This is a genomic window from Mesorhizobium sp. WSM4833 (assembly GCF_055811095.1).
In genome coordinates this window covers 38188-58925 of the sequence record NZ_JBVVQG010000003.1, presented here as the reverse complement: position 1 = coordinate 58925, position 20738 = coordinate 38188, and the positions used below count along the sequence as shown (strand labels likewise).

17 protein-coding genes are annotated in these 20738 nt (G+C 63.7%); 9 read left to right on the top strand and 8 right to left on the bottom strand.

Annotated features, from left to right (window positions below):
• The first annotated feature begins 120 nt into the window (after positions 1–120).
• The 3 genes from AC0L2D_RS06240 to AC0L2D_RS06230 all read left to right on the top strand — a co-directional run bounded on the left by AC0L2D_RS06240 (position 121) and on the right by AC0L2D_RS06230 (position 3888).
• The gene (locus AC0L2D_RS06240) at positions 121–873 is read left to right on the top strand and encodes an SDR family NAD(P)-dependent oxidoreductase (protein WP_473540611.1); all 753 of its coding nucleotides are present in this window, start codon (positions 121–123) and stop codon (positions 871–873) included.
• A gap of 143 nt (positions 874–1016) precedes the next feature.
• On the top strand, positions 1017–2366 hold the full coding sequence (locus tag AC0L2D_RS06235) for a glucoamylase family protein (RefSeq protein ID WP_013528141.1): 1350 nt from the start codon (positions 1017–1019) through the stop codon (positions 2364–2366).
• Positions 2356–3888: a mercuric reductase gene (locus tag AC0L2D_RS06230; RefSeq protein ID WP_024501864.1), complete on the top strand. Its 1533-nt coding sequence runs from the start codon at positions 2356–2358 to the stop codon at positions 3886–3888. Before AC0L2D_RS06235 ends, AC0L2D_RS06230 begins: the two co-directional genes overlap by 11 nt.
• 185 nt (positions 3889–4073) lie before the next feature.
• Here the strand turns inward: AC0L2D_RS06230 and AC0L2D_RS06225 are convergent, their stop codons facing one another.
• From AC0L2D_RS06225 to AC0L2D_RS06215, 3 genes are all read right to left on the bottom strand, one after another.
• On the bottom strand, positions 4074–5048 hold the full coding sequence (locus AC0L2D_RS06225) for a hypothetical protein (protein WP_013528143.1): 975 nt from the start codon (positions 5046–5048) through the stop codon (positions 4074–4076).
• Between the two features lie 212 nt (positions 5049–5260).
• Complete coding sequence (locus AC0L2D_RS06220; RefSeq protein ID WP_013528144.1) at positions 5261–5836, bottom strand: DUF1349 domain-containing protein; 576 nt, start codon at positions 5834–5836, stop codon at positions 5261–5263.
• 91 nt (positions 5837–5927) lie between these two features.
• Positions 5928–7367: an aldehyde dehydrogenase family protein gene (locus tag AC0L2D_RS06215; RefSeq protein WP_473540609.1), complete on the bottom strand. Its 1440-nt coding sequence runs from the start codon at positions 7365–7367 to the stop codon at positions 5928–5930.
• A 269-nt stretch (positions 7368–7636) separates the two neighbouring features.
• On the opposite strand from AC0L2D_RS06215, the gene AC0L2D_RS06210 reads away from it, so the two are divergent.
• The 6 genes from AC0L2D_RS06210 (at position 7637) to AC0L2D_RS06185 (ending at position 15996) form a co-directional block, all read left to right on the top strand.
• Positions 7637–8296, top strand: coding sequence for a TetR/AcrR family transcriptional regulator (locus AC0L2D_RS06210; RefSeq protein WP_024501867.1), 660 nt, complete (start codon positions 7637–7639; stop codon positions 8294–8296).
• A gap of 211 nt (positions 8297–8507) precedes the next feature.
• The gene (locus AC0L2D_RS06205; RefSeq protein WP_473540607.1) at positions 8508–10919 is read left to right on the top strand and encodes a GcvT family protein; all 2412 of its coding nucleotides are present in this window, start codon (positions 8508–8510) and stop codon (positions 10917–10919) included.
• An 82-nt stretch (positions 10920–11001) separates the two neighbouring features.
• Entirely contained in the window at positions 11002–12255 is a 1254-nt protein-coding gene (locus tag AC0L2D_RS06200) for a sarcosine oxidase subunit beta family protein (protein WP_473540606.1), read from the top strand.
• Between the two features lie 69 nt (positions 12256–12324).
• On the top strand, positions 12325–12591 hold the full coding sequence (locus AC0L2D_RS06195) for a sarcosine oxidase subunit delta (RefSeq protein WP_013528149.1): 267 nt from the start codon (positions 12325–12327) through the stop codon (positions 12589–12591).
• Positions 12588–15464, top strand: coding sequence for a sarcosine oxidase subunit alpha family protein (locus tag AC0L2D_RS06190; protein ID WP_473540605.1), 2877 nt, complete (start codon positions 12588–12590; stop codon positions 15462–15464). Before AC0L2D_RS06195 ends, AC0L2D_RS06190 begins: the two co-directional genes overlap by 4 nt.
• Positions 15457–15996 (top strand): hypothetical protein, encoded by a 540-nt coding sequence (locus AC0L2D_RS06185; protein ID WP_473540604.1) that lies wholly within the window; start codon positions 15457–15459, stop codon positions 15994–15996. The genes AC0L2D_RS06190 and AC0L2D_RS06185 overlap by 8 nt, the downstream gene beginning before the upstream one ends.
• A gap of 14 nt (positions 15997–16010) precedes the next feature.
• Here the strand turns inward: AC0L2D_RS06185 and AC0L2D_RS06180 are convergent, their stop codons facing one another.
• The 5 genes from AC0L2D_RS06180 to AC0L2D_RS06160 form a co-directional block, all read right to left on the bottom strand.
• Positions 16011–16496, bottom strand: a complete 486-nt coding sequence (locus AC0L2D_RS06180) for a hypothetical protein (RefSeq protein WP_013528152.1) — start codon at positions 16494–16496, stop codon at positions 16011–16013.
• A 118-nt stretch (positions 16497–16614) separates the two neighbouring features.
• Positions 16615–17175 (bottom strand): FMN reductase, encoded by a 561-nt coding sequence (gene msuE / locus AC0L2D_RS06175; protein ID WP_473540603.1) that lies wholly within the window; start codon positions 17173–17175, stop codon positions 16615–16617.
• A gap of 64 nt (positions 17176–17239) precedes the next feature.
• The gene (locus tag AC0L2D_RS06170) at positions 17240–18487 is read right to left on the bottom strand and encodes an SfnB family sulfur acquisition oxidoreductase (RefSeq protein ID WP_473540602.1); all 1248 of its coding nucleotides are present in this window, start codon (positions 18485–18487) and stop codon (positions 17240–17242) included.
• Between the two features lie 24 nt (positions 18488–18511).
• Positions 18512–19318 carry an ABC transporter ATP-binding protein gene (locus AC0L2D_RS06165; RefSeq protein WP_473540601.1) on the bottom strand — a complete coding sequence of 269 codons (807 nt, stop codon included), beginning with the start codon at positions 19316–19318 and terminating at the stop codon, positions 18512–18514.
• Positions 19319–19397: 79 nt separating this feature from the next.
• Positions 19398–20735 (bottom strand): ABC transporter substrate-binding protein, encoded by a 1338-nt coding sequence (locus AC0L2D_RS06160; protein ID WP_224618396.1) that lies wholly within the window; start codon positions 20733–20735, stop codon positions 19398–19400.
• Positions 20736–20738: the final 3 nt, after the last annotated feature.

Below are 20738 nucleotides of genomic sequence, written 5' to 3'. Positions count from 1 at the left end.
GCCCAGACGATCGGGCTGCATGCCGGCTTGAACTTCCCTGGTGGTGGCAGCACAGTCGCCGCCGATGGCATGGCGCTCGCGTTGTCAGTCCATCGGGTTCGGGTGACGGGGGGAGATCGGATGCCGATGAATTTTGCAGGACGGTTCAGCGACCGGGTGGCGGTCATCACCGGTGGCGCATCGGGCATTGGTCTGGCGGTGGCGCAGAGGATTGTCGAAGAAGGCGGACGGGTTTCGGTCTGGGATCGCGATCCCGCCCAGATCGAACAGGCCAAGGCCGTCATCCCCAGTCTTCACGGCATCGCTATCGACGTTGCCGATGCCGCAGGCGTGGAGCGCGCTGCCCGGTCAACGCTCGAAGCGCTTGGCGGTGTCGATATCCTGGTCACCAGCGCGGCGATCACCGGGCCGAACATGACGACCTGGAGCTATTCGGCGGAAGATTGGCAGAAGGTCATCGACATCAACATCAACGGCGTCTTCTACTGCAACAAGGCGCTCGTTCCGCACATGCTCGAGCGCAACTATGGCCGCATCGTCAACATCGCCTCGATCGCCGGCAAGGAAGGCAATCCCAACGCCTCCGCCTACAGCACGTCCAAGGCCGCGGTAATCGGCCTGACCAAGTCGCTCGGCAAGGAACTGGCCAAGACCGGGGTGACGGTCAATTGCGTCACGCCGGCGGCCGTGCGCACCGCGATCTTCAAGCAGATGAGCCAGGAGCACATCGACTTCATGCTGTCCAAGATACCGATGGCGCGCTTTGGCGAGGTCGACGAGGTGGCGGCGCTGATCTGCTGGATCGCCTCGGAAGAGTGTTCGTTCACGACGGCCGCCGTGTTCGACGTTTCCGGCGGCCGCGCCACCTACTGAGGCAGAACGAATCTCAATTCCACGTGACGGTGCAACGGATGGAGCATGCGGGCGTATAGTTGGACGCCTCGAATCGACAAGTCGCGACAAGGTAGCGGGAACCATGACACGGAATGCAGCCGTCAGGCGGGAGTTTGCTACTTTTGCTTAGAGCCGAATCTGCCGCACTGTCCGACGATGAGCTTCTGGACCGCTATCAGCGCGCCGCCTTCGATTACTTCCTCGATAACGTGAACCCCGAAAACGGATTGGTCGCCGACACATCGCGGCCAAATTCGCCGGCCAGCATCGCTGTCGTCGGCTTCGCGCTGTCCAGCTATCCGATCGGCGTCGAGCGCGGTTGGATGACGCGCGATGCCGCCGCGAAGCTGACGCTGGCCGCGCTGCGTTTCTTCTCGACCAGCCGGCAAGGCAATAGCGACGACGTCACCGGCCATAAGGGTTTTTACTACCACTTCCTCGATATGCGGACCGGCCTGCGCGTCTGGCGCTGCGAACTGTCGATGGTGGATACGGCGTTGCTGATATCAGGCATGCTGGTGGCGAGCGCTTATTTCTCCGGTGACGATGACGAGGAAGCCGAAATCCGCCAACTGGCCGAGGCGCTCTACCGGCGCGTCGACTGGCGGTGGGCACAAGGTTCAAGCCCGACCCTGCGGCAAGGCTGGAAGCCAAAGAGCGGCTTTCTGCACTATGGCTGGGAGGGCTACAACGAAGCGACGATCCTCTACGTGCTGTCGATGGCCTCGCCTGACAGTCCAACCTCGGATAACAGCTACGAGGGCTGGACGGCGACCTATCAGTGGGAAAACATCTACGGCTACGACGTGCTGTATGGCGGCCCATTGTTCATGCACCAGTTCTCGCATGCCTGGATCGATTTCGCCGGCATCCGCGACGCCTTCATGCGCGAGAAGAACTCGGACTATTTCGAAAACAGCCGCCGCTCGACCTATCTGCATCGCGACTATGCGCGCCACAACCCTTACGGCTATGACGGCTATGAAGAGAACCTTTGGGGACTTTCGGCGGGCGACGGGCCGGGCGGCTTCCGCACCAGCGTGGAGCGACAGCGCCGGCGGTTTTCCGGCTATGCCGCGCGCGGCGCTCCGTTCGGGCCCGATGACGGGACGATCGCCCCTTGGTCCTATCCGGCATCACTGCCTTTCGCGCCGGAGATCTGCCTGGCGGCGCTGCGCCATCTCGGTGATCGCTACCCCGAGGTGATCGACAATTTCCGGCTGCCGAGCGGCTTCAATCCGACATTGGCGAACCGGCGTAAATTCGGGAGGCACGGCTGGGTGTCGGAAGGCCACTATGGGCTGGATCAGGGTATCGTGGTGATGATGATCGAGAACCATCGGTCAGGGCTGATCTGGAAGCTGATGCGGTCCAATCAGCATATCCGTCGCGGCCTGCACAAGGCCGGATTCAATGGCGGCTGGCTGTCTCAGCCGGCAAGCCCGGCGTCAGGTGGCGGCAATGTCGCGTGACCGGACCAGGACCACCGCCTTCCCCGTCGACAGCAACGACATCAGTCTGATCGCGAGCGCCCATCCGCCGCACTGGAAGAACCCGCAGCCGGACGGTCCCTACAACCTCGTCGTCATCGGTGCCGGGCCGGCTGGGCTGACTGCCGCCTACGAAGCGGCCGGCCTCGGCGCAAAGGTCGCGCTCATCGAGCGCAATCTGATCGGCGGAACTTGCGTCAATGTCGGTTGCATCCCGTCCAAGTCGATCATCCGCACCGCAAGGCTTTATGCCGACATGCGCGATGCCGAGAATTTCGGCGGCGACATGCCGGACCGTCTTCACGTCGACTTTCCGCGCGCCATGACGCGGATGCGGCAGATCCGGCAGCGGATCAGCCGCGCGGATGCCGCCGATAGGCTTGTTTCCGAAGGCATCGACCTTTATTTCGGCGAAGCGCTGTTTTCCGGACCGGACGCTGTCACGGTCGCCGGACAAACCTTGCGTTTCAGGAAGGCGCTGATCGCGACAGGCGCGCGCCCGAGGCTGCCGACGATTCCAGGCCTTGCCGAGGCCGGCTATCTCAGCAACGAGACCATGTTCGAGCTCACGGAGTGCCCGAAGCGGCTTCTGGTCATTGGCGGCGGACCGCTCGGCTGCGAGGCGGCGCAGGCCTTCTGCCTGCTCGGTGCCAAGGTCATCCTGGCGCAACGGGAACCGATGTTCCTGCCCGGCGAGGAACGCGACGCCGCCCAGATCCTTTCGGACGCGCTGGCGCGCGAAGGTGTCGAGGTTCGCCTCAACACCGAGGTGGTAGCGGTGCGAACGGAAGGCGGCAAGAAGCTCGCCGACCTGGTGTGCGACGACATCACGACAACGATTTCCGTCGACGAGATCATCACCGGCATCGGCCGATCGCCCAATGTCGACGGCCTCGACCTGGAAAACGCCGGGGTGGCATACGATGCCGACGGTATCAAGGTGGACGATTATCTCCGCACCACAAATCCGCACATCTATGCGGCGGGCGATGTCTGCCTCGCCTACAAATTCACCCACACCGCCGAGGCCACAGCTCGCATGGTCGTGCGCAATGCCCTGTTTCTCGGACGCAGGAAACTGAGCGAGCTGGTCATTCCGTGGTGCACCTACACCGATCCGGAGATCGCCCATGTCGGCCTCTATCCGGCGGAGGCGCGCCAGAACGGCATCCCGGTCAAGACTTATACGGTGCTGATGCACGATGTCGCCCGGGCGGTCATGGACGGCGAGGAGGAGGGTTTCGTCAAAATCCACGTCAGGGAAGGGTCCGACCGCATCCTGGGCGCCACGGTCGTCGCCAGCCATGCCGGTGAGATGATCAATGCGGTGTCGCTGGCCATCAAATCGGGCATGGGATTGCGTGCGCTGGCCGACGTCATCCATCCCTTCCCGACGCAGGCGCTAGGCATAAAGATGGCCGGCGACGCCTATCGGCGGACAAGGCTCACCTCATCATGGAAGCATCTGGCGGGCCGCTGGTTGGCGTGGTCCAGGCGATGGTGACATTCCGGCAGCCTGCCGCAGCTGGTGCGTCGGACATTCGGCGACGATGCGGCGCTTGACGAAAGCCTCGTCGACCATCTCGGATATCCGCCAAACGTCGGTGCCATCCAGAGGTTAGCCGGCTCTATATTTCCGCGGGTCCTGCGGGCCCTGCCGACCGCGACTCCAATTTCGTGGCTGCCCTGTCAGGGTGCGTGCAGAAGTTCTTGCCGAATGGGCTCGAGATAGGTTTGCGGATGCAAGCGTCCCCAAACATGGTCGCGCTCGGTCAGGTGCTTAACCTGCTCTATCCAGCGCCTCGGCGCATCAGGGTCCCTGACCTCATGCCAGTCGTCGACGATAATGACCGGCAGACCCTGATAGAGCGGGTCGAGCGGCGAGGTCTTGGTGACGACGATGCAGCCGAGATAAAACAGCTCCCATGTCCTATGGCAGTCCAGGCCGTTGCCTTCGGTGGACAGCACAAGCGGGTATTGCGAGTACAGTTGCCAGATCGAGCGCTGCGAGACGCGTTTCGTCAGGAAATCGACATGCGGACATCCGCGCAGGGCATCAAGCAGTTCCCGGCGCTGTCTCGAGCCATTGCTGATGCTGAAATCAGAGAACAGTCTGGGCGGGCGGCGGTCCACATGATCCTGCCGGGCGCGTATGATTTCCAGTTGCTTCACAAGCCCTTCCGGCGTGGCGAAGGACCGAGGCGTGTGAAGATCGAGCCCGATCGGGAAAGGCTTGACCCTGGGGTGAGTGCCGTCACAATTCTGGCTGTACCAGGAGACCAGGAAGGGGTTGGCGAGAAGCTGGTCGACGGTGTCCTTCGCCAGATCCGACGGCACCGAAGCATCGCCATCGGTCGTCAGCAGCGTGAACGGTGCCGTGATCGTCGGCAACACGATCCTGACGAACGTGTCGAGATCACAGGTTTGCGCATCCCTGGACAAGGTGCTCAGACGCAGCCAGACGATGCCATGTGCGCCGCTGTAATGCTGGCGGAAAAATGCCTCGCTCTGTGTCGATGCGGTTGACGCGTTGCGATACCAGCGCGGCCCGGCGAAATCGCAGAAATGTCCGATCCCCTGCGACCACAGCACGGGCGGAACGCCAAGAAATCTCAGCGCCCTGGAATAGACGGCTCTTTTGACTGCCCTTCGCAACCTGCCCATGGGCAACTCCTAGCGCGGATGCCAATACCGTTGCAACGTGCTGCCCGACATATTCGCCTTGAGCGGAACAAAGGCCAAAAGTTTCCCCGCAATACCCCTTCCGGCTCCGGAGAACCCAACTTACGACAGGCGCAGCCGCCGGCGAGGATCGATCTACAGACTTGATTATGACAAAGGTCGAAGGGCTTGCGGTCGGCGCAAGGCCGCACGTCTCAATCGTGCAATTCCCGCGATATCGGCGGCCCCACCGAAAAGCCGGAGAATGTGACCTCGAAGCCCTCGCGTTGCGGCGAACAGCACATCATGCCGACATCGACCGTCCTGGAGATCGGAAAGTAGGCGAGCCGCACAGGCTTCCAGTGGCCGTCGGAAGCATCGAGATACTGGACACGGATCGTTTCGGCGTAACGGGTCAGCCGGATCCTGACGCCGCCCGGACCGGCATGAATGGCGACCAGCGACCAGTCTGACGTGTCGTTGGTGACCACGACGGAGAAATAGGCAAGGCCGTCGGTGTACTCGATACCGGCCTTGATCCAATGGGTTTCGCTGAGCCGGACCATCAGCCCTGCCTGATCATAAAGCACCTCGTAGTCGCCTTTGACGGTGACCTCGGCGGTGAAATCGCCTTCGACGGGCCGGTGCAGGAAGTGGCCATTGTCGCGCCAGAAACCGTAGAAGGTCTCGCGCCAGAAATCGGTCTCCTTGCCGGTGCGCACACGAACGCTGTCGCCGTCGATAGAATGGTGCGGCGGCGGGTTAAGCCAGGTCAGGTCCTGCACTGTCATCCTTCGCGCCGCTCCAATCCAGATGTGCATGGCGGGGTTGCCGGCGTGGTCGGCAGTGACCGATCAGCCCGGCTGATCGGTCGACGACCGATCAGCCTGCGAATGTATAGGCCGTCTTCACCGTGGTGTAGAACTCCGCCGCATAGTGGCCCTGCTCGCGCGGCCCATAGCTCGAACCCTTGCGGCCGCCGAAGGGAACATGGAAATCGACACCCGCCGTCGGCAGGTTGACCATCACCATGCCGGCCTCCGAATTGCGCTTGAAGTGCGTGGCATGCTTGAGGCTCGAGGTGCAGATGCCGGAGGTCAAGCCGAAGGGCGTGTCGTTGGCAACGGAAAGCGCCTCGTCATAGTCCTTGACGCGAATGACGCTGGCGACAGGCCCGAAAATCTCCTCGCGCGAACTGCGCATGGCGTTGGTCGCCTCGGTCAGCAACGCCGGCTGCAGGTAGAAGCCCGGCGTCTTGCGGTCGAGCCGCTCGCCACCGAAGGCGAGCGTGGCACCTTCCCTGACGCCGATGGCGATATAGTCCTCGTCCTGCTTCAGCTGCGTCGCGTCGACGACAGGACCGATATGGGTCTGCGCGTCGAGCGCATCGCCGATGACCAGTTTGCTCATGCGATCCTTGAGGGCGTCGACGAAGCGGTCGTGAATGCCGTCAGCCACAATCAGCCTGGACGAGGCGGTGCAGCGCTGGCCGGTCGAGAAGAAGGCACCATTGAGCGCGCAATCGACGGCGATCGCGAGGTCGGCATCGTCGAGCACGACCAGCGGGTTCTTGCCACCCATTTCAAGCTGGAACTTGCGCATGTGTTCGATGCTTGCCGCAGCGACGCGCTTGCCGGTGCCGACCGAGCCGGTGAAGCTGATGGCGTTGACATCGGGACTGTCGAGCATCGCCTGACCTACGACCGAGCCCTTGCCCATGACGAGATTGAGCACGCCCTTCGGCAGGCCGGCGCGATGCAGGATGTCGACGATGGTCCAGGCGCTCTCGGGAACCAGCTCCGCAGGCTTGAAGACGACGGTGTTGCCGTGTGTCAGCGCCGGGGCGATCTTCCAGGCCGGAATAGCGATCGGAAAATTCCACGGCGTGATGATGCCGACCACGCCGACCGCCTCGCGCGTCATCTCGACGCCGACGCCCGGCCGCACGCTCGGCACGACCTCTCCGGTCAAACGCAACGTTTCGCCGGCAAAGAAGTCGAATATCTGGGCGGCGCGAATTGTCTCGCCGATGCCTTCGGCCAGCGTCTTGCCTTCCTCTCGCGCCAGATTGCGGCCGATCTCGTCCTTGCGCGCCAGAATCTCGTCGGAGGCCTTTTTCAACACCGCGTGACGCGCCAGCGGACCGGAGCGGGACCAAGCCGGGAACGCTGCCTTGGCCGCAGCGATCGCCTGCTGGGCCTGTTCGACACCCGCCGATGCATAGTCGCCGACGATGTCGCCGATATCCGAGGGGTTGATGTTGCGCGAACCGGCATCGCCGACCCACTCGCCATCGATGAGGTTCTTTCGAAACAGCGTCATATCGTGTGTTCCTGCTTGTTGGCCGCGCGGGCATCTGTCTGAACTGGTATTTGCCAGACAATTGCCTCGCGGGAAAGCAAACAGTGAACCGCCAGCCGCGACAAAAATCCCCGTGCCTGCGCCGCGCGGATGGCGGGCGACGACGATTCCCCATCGAGCCTCGATGCAGCCAACCTCCATCGTGCATCAATCGGCTTGGGCCGATTCATCCTGTACACTTATGTCCATAGCCTTGATTTGCCTGAGGCAGCATGTCATGCGTCGTGTCGATGGCAGCTCTCGAAACGACGATTCAGCGCGCCGGCGCCACCGGCAACATCAAGGCCACTCGCGAAGACTGGCTGAAGCTTGCGCTTGAAACGTTGATCTCTGACGGAGTCGAACGCGTCCGCGTGCTGACGCTTGGCCAGAAGCTCGATGTGTCGCGCTCCAGCTTCTACTGGTATTTCAAGAGCCGGCAGGATCTGCTCGATCAGTTGCTGGATTACTGGCGACAGACGAATACCAAATTCATCGTGGAACGCGCCAGGCGGCCTTCCGCCACCGTCATACGCGGGGTAATGAGCATTTTCGAATGCTGGGTGGACGAAAGGCTGTTCGACCCCCAACTGGATTTCGCGATCAGGGCCTGGGCCCGTCGTTCGCCCGCCATCAGGCGCGCCTTAGACGAGGCCGACGAGGAGCGTGTCAACGCCATACGCGACATGTTCATGCGTCACGGCTACGACGAGGAGGACGCCTTCGTGCGGGCCCGCGTGCTGTATTTCATGCAGATCGGCTATTACTCGCTTGAGCTCAACGAGCCGATGAGCAGCCGCCTGCCTCACGTCGCCGGTTATCTGCGCAGCTTCACCGGCCAGGAGCCTCCGGCGGAGGATGTCGAGGACTTCTCGCGCTATGTCGAGAAGACGCTTTCGCGCAACCGATAGTACGGCCCGCCCGGTCGCCGCGGCCTGACGATTTCGCTTCGCGCATCGGCCCAATAGCAAGCACGGTTGCTGCCGACAGCAGCAGAGGAGCCCTCTGCCGTATCGGCGCAGAGCGGCGTCACGGGCGCTCATTCCGCTACCCGCCAACCTCTAGACACATATGTACAATACCGATAGGGTACTCCACACTGGCTGGGTGGAGTGCGACAGGATGAAATCCCAATATCGGGCGATCGTCATCGGCGGCGGCGTGGTTGGAGCCTCGGTGCTCTATCACCTGGCGAAGTTCGGCTGGAGCGACGTCGCGCTGATCGAACGCGAGGTGCTGACCGCAGGGTCGAGTTGGCATGCGGCCGGCGGGTTCCATGCGCTGAACGCCGATCCCAACATCGCCGCCCTGCAGGCCTACACGATCGACCTGCTCTCCGAGGTCGAGAAGGAATCGGGCCAGAGCATCGGCATGCACATGACCGGTGGCATCTCGGTCGCCTCGGCGCCGGAGCGCTGGGAATGGTTGAAAGCGTCATACCGCATCTTCCAGACCATGGGCATCGACGATGTCCACCTGGTCGGAGTCGATGAGATCAAGCAGCGCTGCCCGATCCTCAACACCGACGGCATGCTGGGTGGACTCTATGCTGCGCGCGAAGGCCATATCGATCCCTCGGGCGTCGTGCACGCCTATGCCAAGGCAGCCAGGCTGCGCGGCGCCGATATCATCGAGCACAACCGCGTGCTGGCACTCAACCGCCGCGCGGACGGCGGCTGGGACGTAGTCGCCGAGAAGGGCACGGTGATTGCCGAACACGTCGTCAATGCCGGCGGGCTGTGGGCCAAGCAGGTCGGCCGGATGGCCGGCATCGACCTGCCGGTGTCGCCGATGGAGCACCATTATCTCGTCACCGAGGCGCTGCCCGAAATCCAGGCGCTGGACAAGGAATTGCCGCTGATCGTCGATCTCGAAGGCTTCACCTACATGCGCCAGGAACAGAAGGGCCTGCTGCTCGGCATCTACGAGATCAACCACAAGCACTGGAACATGGATGGGGCGCCGTGGGATTACGGCATTGAACTGATCCAGGAAGACACCGACCGCATCGCCGACGAGTTGGCCCTCGGCTTCAGCCGATACCCCTGCCTGGAGAATGCCGGCATCAAGCGCTGGGTGAACGGCGCTTTCACCTTCTCGCCGGACGGCAATCCGCTGGTCGGCCCGGTGCGCGGGGTTCCCAACTACTGGGTGGCGTGCGGCGTCATGGCCGGTTTCCTGCAAGGCGGCGGGGTCGGCAAGTCGCTTGCCGAATGGATGATCCATGGCGAGCCGGAAGCCGATGTCTACGGCATGGACATCGCCCGCTATGGCGATTTCGCCTCCAACCGCGAATACATCAGGCAGACCACCGGGCAGTTCTATTCGCGCCGCTTTGTCATGAGCTATTCCAACGAGCAGTTGCCGGCGGGGCGGCCCTTGAAGACAGCCGGCGCGCATGACGCGATGGATGCCGCCGGCGCGCGCTGGGGCAATTCATGGGGCATGGAAGTGCCGCTCTATTTCGCGCCGCATGGCTTCGTCGAGACACCGACGCTGAAGCGCTCCAACGCCTTCGACATCGTCGCACAGGAGTGCCGCAAGGTGCGCGAGGGCGTCGGTCTGCTCGATATCACTGCCTTCTCACGCTACGAAATCGCCGGGCCGCAGGCGGAAGCTTGGCTCGACCGGCTGCTTGCCTGTGCGCTGCCCAATCCGGGTCGCGCCAAGCTCGCGCCTATGCTCGGCGAAAACGGCAAGCTCAAGGGCGACCTCACCGTCTTCAACTGGGGCGATGGCTCCTGGTGGATCATGGGATCCTACTATCTGCGGCAGTGGCATATGCGCTGGTTCGAGCAGCATATGAGCGACGGCGTCACCGTCCGCGACATTTCAGACGCGGTCGTCGGTTTCTCGCTGGCTGGTCCCAATGCGCGAATGCTGCTTGAGCGCCTCACACATCAGGACGTTTCGCACGAGGCCTTTGGCTTTCTAGCCTGCAAGACATTGGATGTCGGGCTGGTGCGGGCCAAAGTCGGGCGGCTCTCGGTCATCGGCGAACTCGGCTACGAGATCCATTGCCAGGCCAATGAGCACGCAGGCCTGCGCCGCGCGCTGCTTGCCGCAGGCAGCGATCTGGGCGTCACCGAATACGGCTTCGGCGCGGTCAATTCGCTGCGGCTCGAAAAGAGCTTTGGTATCTGGTCGCGCGAGTTCACGCAGGACTATACGCCCGATGAGACCGGGATGGACCGCTGGATCGCTTTCGACAAGGGCGATTTCATCGGCCGCGAGGCGGCCCGGAAGGAGCTGAAGGCTTCATCGAGGCGCACGCTGGTGACGCTCGAAATCGACGCGGTGGACGCCGATGCCAGCGGTTACGAGCCGGTCTGGTATAGAGGCAAGCTTGCTGGCTTCGTCACCTCGGGCGGCTACGGCCATACGGTCGGCAAGAGCCTCGCCATGGCGCTGGTCGAGCGCGAGGTGGCTGATATCGATACGCAGTTGACAACCCACATCGTCGGCGTCGAAAGAGGTGCGCGCGTCATCGCCTCGTCGCCATACGATCCACTGGGCAAGGCGATGCGGGCATGACCGATCGAACCGGTGACGTCGGTGCGGAAGACCATGCGATGATCCACGTTTCTTTCCGAAAATCAGGCCTGTCCGGCACGTCATGACCACACGCTATTCCGCCTTTTCGCTGTTCAAGGAGGGCCTGGCCGGCCAAACCGGCTGGCAACCGGCGTGGCGCTCGCCCGAGCCGAAACTGTCCTATGATGTGATCGTCATCGGTGGCGGCGGCCATGGGCTGGCAACGGCCTATTACCTGGCCAAGAACCACAACATCACCAGCGTAGCGGTGCTGGAAAAAGGCTGGATCGGCGGCGGCAACACCGGCCGCAACACCACCGTGGTGCGCTCCAACTACTATTATCCGGAGAGCATCGAGCTCTACGGGCTGGCGCACCGGCTCTATGAGGGATTGTCGAAAGAGCTCAACTACAACGTCATGCTGTCGCAACGCGGCATGGTCAATCTCTGCCACTCGACCGGCGAGATGGAGATCGGCGCCCGCACCGTCAACGCCATGCAGATCAACGGCATCGATGCGGAGCTGTTTTCGCCTGACGATGTGCGCCGGGTGGCGCCGATCTACAATTTTTCACCGGACGCACGCTTCCCGGTGTTCGGCGGTATCTGGCAAGGCAGGGCCGGAACGGCACGCCATGACGCGGTCGCCTGGGGCTATGCGCGGGCCGCAAGCCGACTCGGCGTCGACATCATCCAGAACTGCGAGATCACCGATTTCATCATCGAGGGCGGCCGCTGCCGTGGCGTCCAGACCTCGCGTGGCGCGATCCGTGCCGAGCGTATCGGCATGGCGGTGGCCGGGCATTCTTCGGTGCTGGCGGCCAAGGCCGGCTTCCGCCTGCCGATCAATTCCTATGCGCTGCAGGCCTGCGTTTCCGAGCCGGTCAAGCCGATCCTCGACACGGTGGTGCTGTCGCCCGGCTGCGGCGTCTATGTCAGCCAGTCGGACAAGGGCGAGATCGTCATCGGCGGCGGGCTCGACCGCATCCCCTCCTACGCGCAGCGCGGCAATCTGCCGACGCTGGAGGGGGTGATCGCCGGCCTTTTGGAGATGTTCCCGATCTTCGGCCAGCTCAAGCTGATGCGGCAATGGGCTGGGATCGTCGATGTCGTGCCGGACTCCTCGCCGATCATCGGCCCCTCGCCGCTGCCCGGCCTGTTCCTCAATTGCGGCTGGGGCACGGGTGGCTTCAAGGCCCTTCCCGCAGGCGGCACGCTGCTGGCGAACCTGCTGGCGACTGGCGAACACAACCACATCAGCCGTCCATTCGACCTTGATCGCTTCGCCAGCGGGCGGCTGATCGACGAAGCGGCCGGCTCCGGCATCGCGCACTGATGCATGTCGCCCAAAGTACGCAGCGGTTTTGGGAGAACGACATGCATAAAGACGAAGATTGAGGATTTTATGCAGCTTTTCCCTTGCCCATTCTGCGGCCCGCGCGACGAAACCGAATTCCACTATGGCGGCGATGCCGGAAATGCGCGGCCGGATGGCGCCGATGTGCCGATCGATCGCTGGGCTGATTACCTCTATCTGCGCACCAATCCGAAAGGCACGGCGCGCGAAATCTGGGTTCACATGAACTGCGGCGAGTTCTTCGTCATGGAGCGCGACACCGTCACCCACAAGGTGCTGTCCTCGGCCGCACTCGGCGGGGAGCACGTCGCGTGACCGCCTCGCGCCTTGCCACCGGCGGCAGCGCCATCGACCGCTCGCGCCCGATCCGCTTCAGCTTCGACGGCACCATCGTGCAAGGCTTTGCCGGCGACACCATCGCCTCGGCGCTGCTGGCGGGTGACGTCGCGGTCGTCGGCCGCAGCTTCAAATACCACCGGCCGCGCGGCATATGGGGCGCCGGCGTCGAGGAGCCAAATGCGCTGGTCGATCTCGGCGGCACGCGGGCAACGCCGAACACCCGCGCCACGACCGAGCCGGCGCGGGACGGACTGGTGGCGAAAAGCGTCAACGCCACGCCCAGCGCACTGGCCGACCGCAACGCCTTCCTCGACCGTTTCGCGCGCTTCATTCCAGCGGCGTTCTACTACAAGACCTTCATGTGGCCGGACTGGCACAGGTTCGAGCCGCGCATCCGCGCCATGGCGGGATTGGGCACAGTCGACGCCGACTGGACCTCGCCCGGCAAGGCTGACCAGATCAACCATCATTGCGATGTGCTGGTTGTAGGCGCGGGACCGGCCGGGCTGGCGGCGGCAGGGCTGGCGTCCGGTGCTGGCCTGACCGTCGCACTGGTCGACGACCAGCAGAGTCCCGGCGGATCGCTCGGCCATCGTGCCGCGGAGATCGACGGCAAGCCGGCGGCCGTATGGGTCAAGGAGACGATTGCCGAGCTTGCCGCTGGCGGTCACCTCATCCTGCCTTCGACCACCGCCTTCGGCATTTACGACCACAATCTGGTCGGGCTGAACCAGCGTCATCTCGACGGCCGGCCGGATACGCTGTGGCGGGTCAGGCCGCGCCAGATCGTGCTGGCGACCGGCGCCATCGAGCGGCCGCTGCCTTTCGCCAACAACGATCTGCCGGGCATCATGTCGGCGGATGCGGCGTTCGCCTATCTCCGGCGCCACGCTGTGCTGGTCGGCCGCCGCATCATCGTCGCCACCAACAATGACAGCGCCTATGAGGTCGCGGGGGCGCTTGCCGAGGCCGGCGCCGAAGTCAGGCTTGTCGATATCCGGCGTGACGGCACGCCTGCCGCGCCGGCCAATGTGCGCCTGATCAAAGGCCGTGCGCTGGCTTCCGCCAGCGGCAAGCTGCGCGTCGACGGCGTGACGCTCGACGACGGCACGAGGTTCGATGCCGATTGCGTTGTGGTCTCGGGCGGCTGGACGCCGACCATTCATCTCTTCGGCCAGGCCAAGGGCAAGCTCGCCTGGAGCGATGCGCGCGCGGCCTTCCTGCCGGGCGAACCGGTCGGCGGTATCGCCGTGGTCGGCGCCGCAGCCGGCGCGGTCTCCTTGTCGGAGGTGTTTGCCGGCGTGGAAAAGGCATTCGCCGGCAAGGAGAACGCGGCAACACCACGCAGCACCGGGCCGGAGGCGACGGACGGCATTCTCCCGGCCTGGCCGATGCCGGGCTCGAAAGGCCGCATCTGGATCGACTACCAGAACGACGTGACGGTGAAGGACGTCGAGCTTGCGGCGCGTGAAAACTTCGTCTCGGTCGAACATCTGAAGCGCTACACCACGCTCGGCATGGCGACCGACCAGGGCAAGACCTCCAACCTGCCCGGCCTGGCGCTGATGGCAGGGATTACCGGCCGCACCGTGCCGGAGGTCGGCGCCACCACCTACCGGCCGCCGTTCACGCCGGTGCCGCTGGCAAGCTTTGCCGGCGCGCGCGTCGGTGAATTGATGGCGCCGGTACGGCGGCTGCCGCTCGAAAACGTCCATCGCGCCAGCGGCGCTGTGTTCCAGGAATATGGCGGCTGGCTGCGGCCTGCCCACTATGGCGGCAACGCGGATGCGGAACGTTCGATCGCGGACGAGGCGCGACGTGCGCGCCAGTCGGTCGCGCTGTTCGATGGTTCGACGCTCGGCAAGATCGAGGTGATCGGGCCGCAGGCGGCGGCGTTCGTCGATTTTCTCTACTACAACACCATGTCAACACTGAAACCGGGCCGCTGCCGCTATGGCTTCATGCTGTCTGAGAACGGCGTGGTCTTCGACGACGGCGTGCTGGTGCGGCTGGACGAGCATCGCTTCGTCGTGTCGTGCTCGTCCTCGCATGTCGCCGCCGTCCATGCGCGGCTGGAGGAATGGCGCCAGGACCGTTTTGGCCGCGGCGCCGTCTACATCCACAACGCCACACCGGACATGGCGACACTGACCGTTTCGGGGCCAAATGCCCGCAAGCTGCTGGAAAAGCTGCATCTTGGCCTCTCGCTCGACGATGCCGACCTGCCGCATATGGCGATCGGTCATGGCACTTATGCCGGCGACGAAGTCCGCATCGCCCGCGTCAGTTTCACCGGCGACAGGAGCTACGAGATTTCGATCCGGGCCGACCACGCCGAGCCGCTATGGGCGCATCTGCGCGAGGCCGGCCAGGCGCTCGACGCCATCGTCATCGGCCTGGAGGCGCTGATGATCCTGCGTGCCGAAAAGGGTTTTATCGTCATCGGCAAGGACACCGACGGCACCACATTGCCGCATGATCTCGGCGTCCACGGTCCGCGGGCCAAACGCAAGACCGAGTTCGTCGGCCGCCGCTCATTGTTCACCGAGGAGGCGTCGCGTGACAATCGCATGCAGCTTGTCGGGCTGGCAGTGCCGCAAGGCGAAGCACCGCTGCCGACCGGCGCGCATGGCATCAAACGGATCGACGGCAGATTGCGCAGCCAGGGCTTTGTCACCTCGAGCTACCAGAGCCCGACGCTTGGCCGCCCGGTTGCGCTTGGGCTGATAGAGCGCGGCGCGACGCGGCACGGCGAGACGATCGACATCCAGCATCTCGGCAAGATCAGCAAGGCGACAATTACCGCCCCTTGCGCCTTCGACCCGGCAGGAGACCGGCTGCATGCGTGATCTCGCGGAAAAATGGTCTGTTGCACCGGATTGGCAATCGGCGGTGATCAAGGTGCCCGGCCTTGTGGTACGCGCGGTCTGCGGCCTCAACAAGTTGCTGGTCAGCGGCGACCTCGACGCGTGGGCGCGGGCTTCGAGCGCCGACGGGAACGGAGTCGGAGCCTTTGGCACCGCACAAGGTGACCGCTATGCGGCGCGACTGGCGCGCGACCGGCTGCTCGTCGTCTCGAACAGCCCGCTTGCCATCGCCTCGGGCTGGCACATAGACGGGTTCGCGGTGACGGCGATCAGCGCCGGGTTGCAAATGTTCGAGGCCGAGGGCACGGCGCTCGACGCTTTCATCGCGCGTGGAACGACGCTCGATCCCAGCCAAGCGAGCGCCAGTGCAGCGCTGTCCTTCGCCGACATCAGCGCCGTCGTCTATCGCCATGACGCCAAGCTGCGCATCCATGTCGATCGCGGTCTTGCCGCCTATCTCTGGACATGGATGGAAATTGCCGCCGGCAACATCGCCGCAGGATCAGCGAAGTAGCCGGTTACGGCTGGTCAGAGTGTGAACGACCAGAACAGGCAGGCCAGCGTCGCGGCGGCAAAGACGACGAAGAACAGGCTGCGCAGCAGCACGTTGCGGCGCAGCTCGTTCATGACAAAGTGACAACCGACGATCGCCGCGGCAAACAGGAACCGCCAGTTCAGCAATGTCCACACGGCGCTGCCCTGCCCGAACGCCCATCTGGCGACCAGACAGCCGACGATGGTCGCAAACAGTGCGATCACGGTCCAGAAAAGGGCATCGGCGGCATGGGTCAGGACGATACCGGCCGCCCTTATCGGCAGGATCATCATCAGCATCGCGCTGAAGAAATAGACGGCGGCAATCGGGATGAACACGCCGGCGTCGGCAATGCCGTCAAGGCGCCTGACGCCGATCGCGCCATAGGGATAGCCGTGCCTGGCGACAGCCAGGCTCAAAGCCATGAGCAAGGCGGTCAGCACGGCGACCAATGCGAAGGATGTGAGGGCTTTGCTCATGACGTTCCTGTCCCAGACGAATCAGACAGGAACGGTTTTAGCGGTCGGTCGTAAATTGCGCGTAAGCGGGGGCGCTGCCCTCACGGATTTCGTTCAGTTCAATCTGGCTGACGACAGGCTATTCAGCGGCGATCCGGCCTGCCGAACGATTGGCCAGCACAAAGCCGACCTCGTCGACCGCCTGCGCCGCACGCTTAAGGATCGCCTCGGAGCGCAGCACGCCGTCGGTGAAATCCTTGTCGGTGGCGTAGACGGCGGTGGGCAGCGCAAAGGCCTCGAAGAAGCCGAACAGCGGCCGCAGCTGATGCTCGACGATCAAGGCATGGCGCTCGCCACCGCCGGTCGCCGTCAGCACGATGGGCTTTCCCCGCAATGCCGCCGGATCGATCAGATCGAAGAAATGCTTGAACAGGCCGGTATAGCTGCCCTTGTAGGTCGGCGAGCCCACGACAAACACGTCGGCGGCGAGGATTTGTTCCAGGATCGCGTGCGCCTGGCCGTCGAGATCGCGGGCCCATTTCGCCGTTCCCAGCGACGGCCCGAGATCCTCGATATCATAGGTGCTCGCCGACAGGCCGTGGCTGGCGGCAATGTCCCTGGTGACCAGATCGACGAAGGCGCGCGTCTTTGACGGCCTGGTGATGTTGCCGGAAAAGCCGACGACTGTTGGGTTTGACATGGCAGTGGGCCTCTTGAATGGTCGAAGGTTTGACGTGGCGGGCCGCCAGCCCGCCGGTGGAAAATCAGCTCCAGGCGTGCAGCGGCGGATTTTCGCCGTTGAGGAAATATTTGCCGAGGATCGAGTATTTCCAACGCACCGGATCGTGCAGCGTGTGCGTGCGAGCGTTGCGCCAATGCCGGTCGAGATTGTGCTCGGCCAGGGTTGAGCGGGTCCCTGCCAGTTCGAACAGCTTGTTGGTGGCGGCGATGGCGATCTCTGTCGACAAGATCTTGGCTTCAGCAGTGACGATCTGGGCGTGCGCCACCGTCTCGGCTGTCGGCTCGGCCACTGCCCGGTCGATTGCATGACCGGCCTTTTCGAGCAGCGCCTGCGCCGCGTGCAGGCGCAGCGTCAGGTCGCCGATGGCCTGAATAGTGTAGGGATCGTCCCAGGCGTTGTCGACGCCGCTGTCGATCCAGGCGCGGCTTTTGGTCCTGACGAAATCGACCGTCTCGTCGATCGCCGCCTGGGCGATGCCGGTGTCCACGGCCACCTGGATGATCTGGAAGATGGCGCCGTCGGCGGTCGGTTTGTCGTAGCCCTTGTAGCCGGGTACCAGATGCGTCTTCGGCACCTTGACGTTGTCGATGATGACGGTGCCGGACAGGGTCGTGCGCTGGCCGAAGCTCGACCAGTCGTCGATGACGGTCAGGCCGGGTGCGCCGCGGTCGGCGATCGCATACCAGGCGCGGCCCTCGTCATCGAGCGCCACGATCGGCACCAGATGGGCGAGCAGCGCGCCAGACGAATAGAATTTCCGGCCGTTGACAACCACATGATCGCCGGCATCGGTGAAGCGGGTCTCAAAATCGGCGGCGCGCTTGGAGCCGAACTCGGAAAAGGCGTTGCCGAACCGGGTGCCCTTCAGCGCTTCGGCGAACAGCAGCTTCTGCTGATCGGCGTCGGACACGGTGCGGACGGCGGCTACAACACCGAGATGATTCTGCGCAACCTGGCCAATCGAGGAATCCGCCGCCGAGATGATCTCGATCACCTTCGCCAGCGTCGCATAGGACACCTCCGGCCCACCGAATGCCTTGGGTACATTGATCGACCACAGGCCGCTTTGCGAAAAGGCATCGAGTTCGGCGACCGGCCAGATCCGTTCACGGTCGCGCCGGGAGGAGTCCTTGACGAATTCGGCGGCGAGCGCATGGGCAACCGCAATCGCCTCGGCGTCGTCCTTGATGATGTGCGCCGGGGCGGTCGGCCTTGCGACTGGCGGCACGGCGGCGGAAGCCTTGTCGGTCTTGACGGTCGAAACGGTCATTTCACTGCTCCTTGGGATTTCGATTCAGGCAACGGCGTGGAGATGGGCGGGCTTGGTGGCGGGTGACGCCTGTTGCCCGGGGTTCGATTGACCGAGATAGAAGGCCCTGATGTCCTCGCGCTGGCGAAGCTCGGGGGCCGCGCCGGCGAGAACGGAAACGCCGTTCTCCAGCACCGTGGCATGGTCGGCATATCGCAGCGCCACTGCGGAGTTCTGCTCGGCGACCAGGATGGATAGGCCAGTCTCGCGGGTGAGTTTTTTCAAGCTCTGGAAGATGTCCTGGACGATGATTGGCGCGAGCCCCATCGACGGTTCGTCCAGGACGAGCAGCCGCGGCCGCGACATCAGCGCCCTGCCGATGGCGGTCATCTGCTGTTCGCCGCCGGAAGTCAGGCCGGACAATGTCCGGCGTTTTTCCCGAAGCCTCGGGAAATAGCCGTAGATCCGTTCGAGGTCCCCGTTGATCTCGGCGCGGCTGCCGCTGCGGCCGATGCCGCCGGCGATCAGATTCTCCTCGACGGTGAGGCTTTTGAAGCAGTGGCGGCCTTCCAGCACCTGAACCAGCCCGGCGCGCACCAGATCACCCGGTTTGCGGCGCGAGACATCCGAGCCGTCATAGCGGATGGTGCCGGCATTGACCTGGCCGCGTTCGGCCGGCAGCAGCTTGGAGACGGCCTTCAGCGTCGTGGTCTTGCCGGCGCCATTGGCACCGAGCAATGCCAGTATCTGGCCGCGCCTGAGCTCGAAACTGACACCATGCAGCGCGGTGATGGCGTGGTTGTAGGTGGCATGGACCGTGTCCACAGCAAGAATGACGTCATCGTTCGGCATAGGCTGTTCTTTCGCGGTTCGAAAACCGAACAGGTCGGGCGCCACGGAAACTTGGTCCGCGACGCCCGGCACTGACTGATCAGTTGGTGGTCACAGCATTGGCATCGTCGGCGGTGCGCAGCTTGATGCCCTTCTCGGCGGCGTAGGCCTCGGCGGACTTCTCGATGATTGGCCGCAGAAGCGCCCAGTCCGGCGCGATCCAGTCGGAGACGACGTTCCACTTCTTGCCGTCCCACTGCTGGAAGGTCACGTAGCCTTCGCCTTCATGGTTGTCCCAGCTGACATTGATCGAGTGGAACAGGTCCTTGGCGCCGAGCGCCTCGACCTTGGCCGGATCAAGCTTGAGATGCTCGAAGCCCCAGCGGACCTCGTCGCCGGTCAGCGTGCGGTGGCCGAACTTCTCCTGCGCGACCCGGATCGCCTCGACATTGAGGATGCCGTTGACGATGCCGAGATTGTGGTAGACCGAGCCGATGCGCGCCTTGTCTTCAAGGTTACCCTTGCCGGCGCCGTAGACCGTCTTCACGATCTCCTGAACCACCGGGTAGGAGTTGCCGGAAGCCTGCGTGGTGATGGCGGTGTAACCCTTGGCGGCGTCGCCGGCAGGGATGACATCCTCTTCAGAATTCGACCAGACATTGCCGACGATGTGATCGACGGGATAGCCGACCTTGACCGCCGTCTTCAGCGCCACCGGGTTCATCACACCCCAGCCGCGCAGGACGACGAAATCCGGCTTGGCGCGGCGGATGGTCAGCCACTGCGACTGCTGCTCGTTGCCGGGATGCGGCACCTCGATCTGCTGCACGGTGAAGCCGTATTTCTGCGCCAGCAGCTCATAGATCGGGATGGTCTCCTTGCCGTAGGGCGAGCCGTGATAGAGCACGACGATCTTCTTGCCCTTCAGCTTGTCGATGCCGCCTTCCTTGGAGGCGATGTAGTTCACGATGCCTGATGTCTCGCTGTAGGGATTGAGCAGCAGCGGGAAGACGTAGGGGAAGACACGCCCGTCGGTGGAATCGGTGCGGCCGTGGTTGACGGTGATCAGCGGCACCTTGTCGGCGGTGATGCGGTCAATCATGGCATAGGCGATGCCGACCGAGAGCGGGTTCCAGGCGGCGGCGCCGGCATGGCTCTTCTGCCGCTCGTAGCATTCGACGCCGCGCTCGACCTCGTACTGGGTCTCGCATTCGTCCCAGGTCAGCTTGACGCCGTTGACGCCGCCGTCGCGGATGTTGATGAGGTTGAGATAGTCGATGAAGCCGCCGAAGAAGCCGGTGCCGCCGGCCGCGTAAGGCCCGACGCGATAGCTTTGCAGCGGGAAATATTGTTCGTCGGCGTGCGCGGCGGGCAAGGCCACCGACACGATCATCGCCGCGGACAACGCCGCCGCCTTAATTGTGCTGAGGAAAGTCATGGT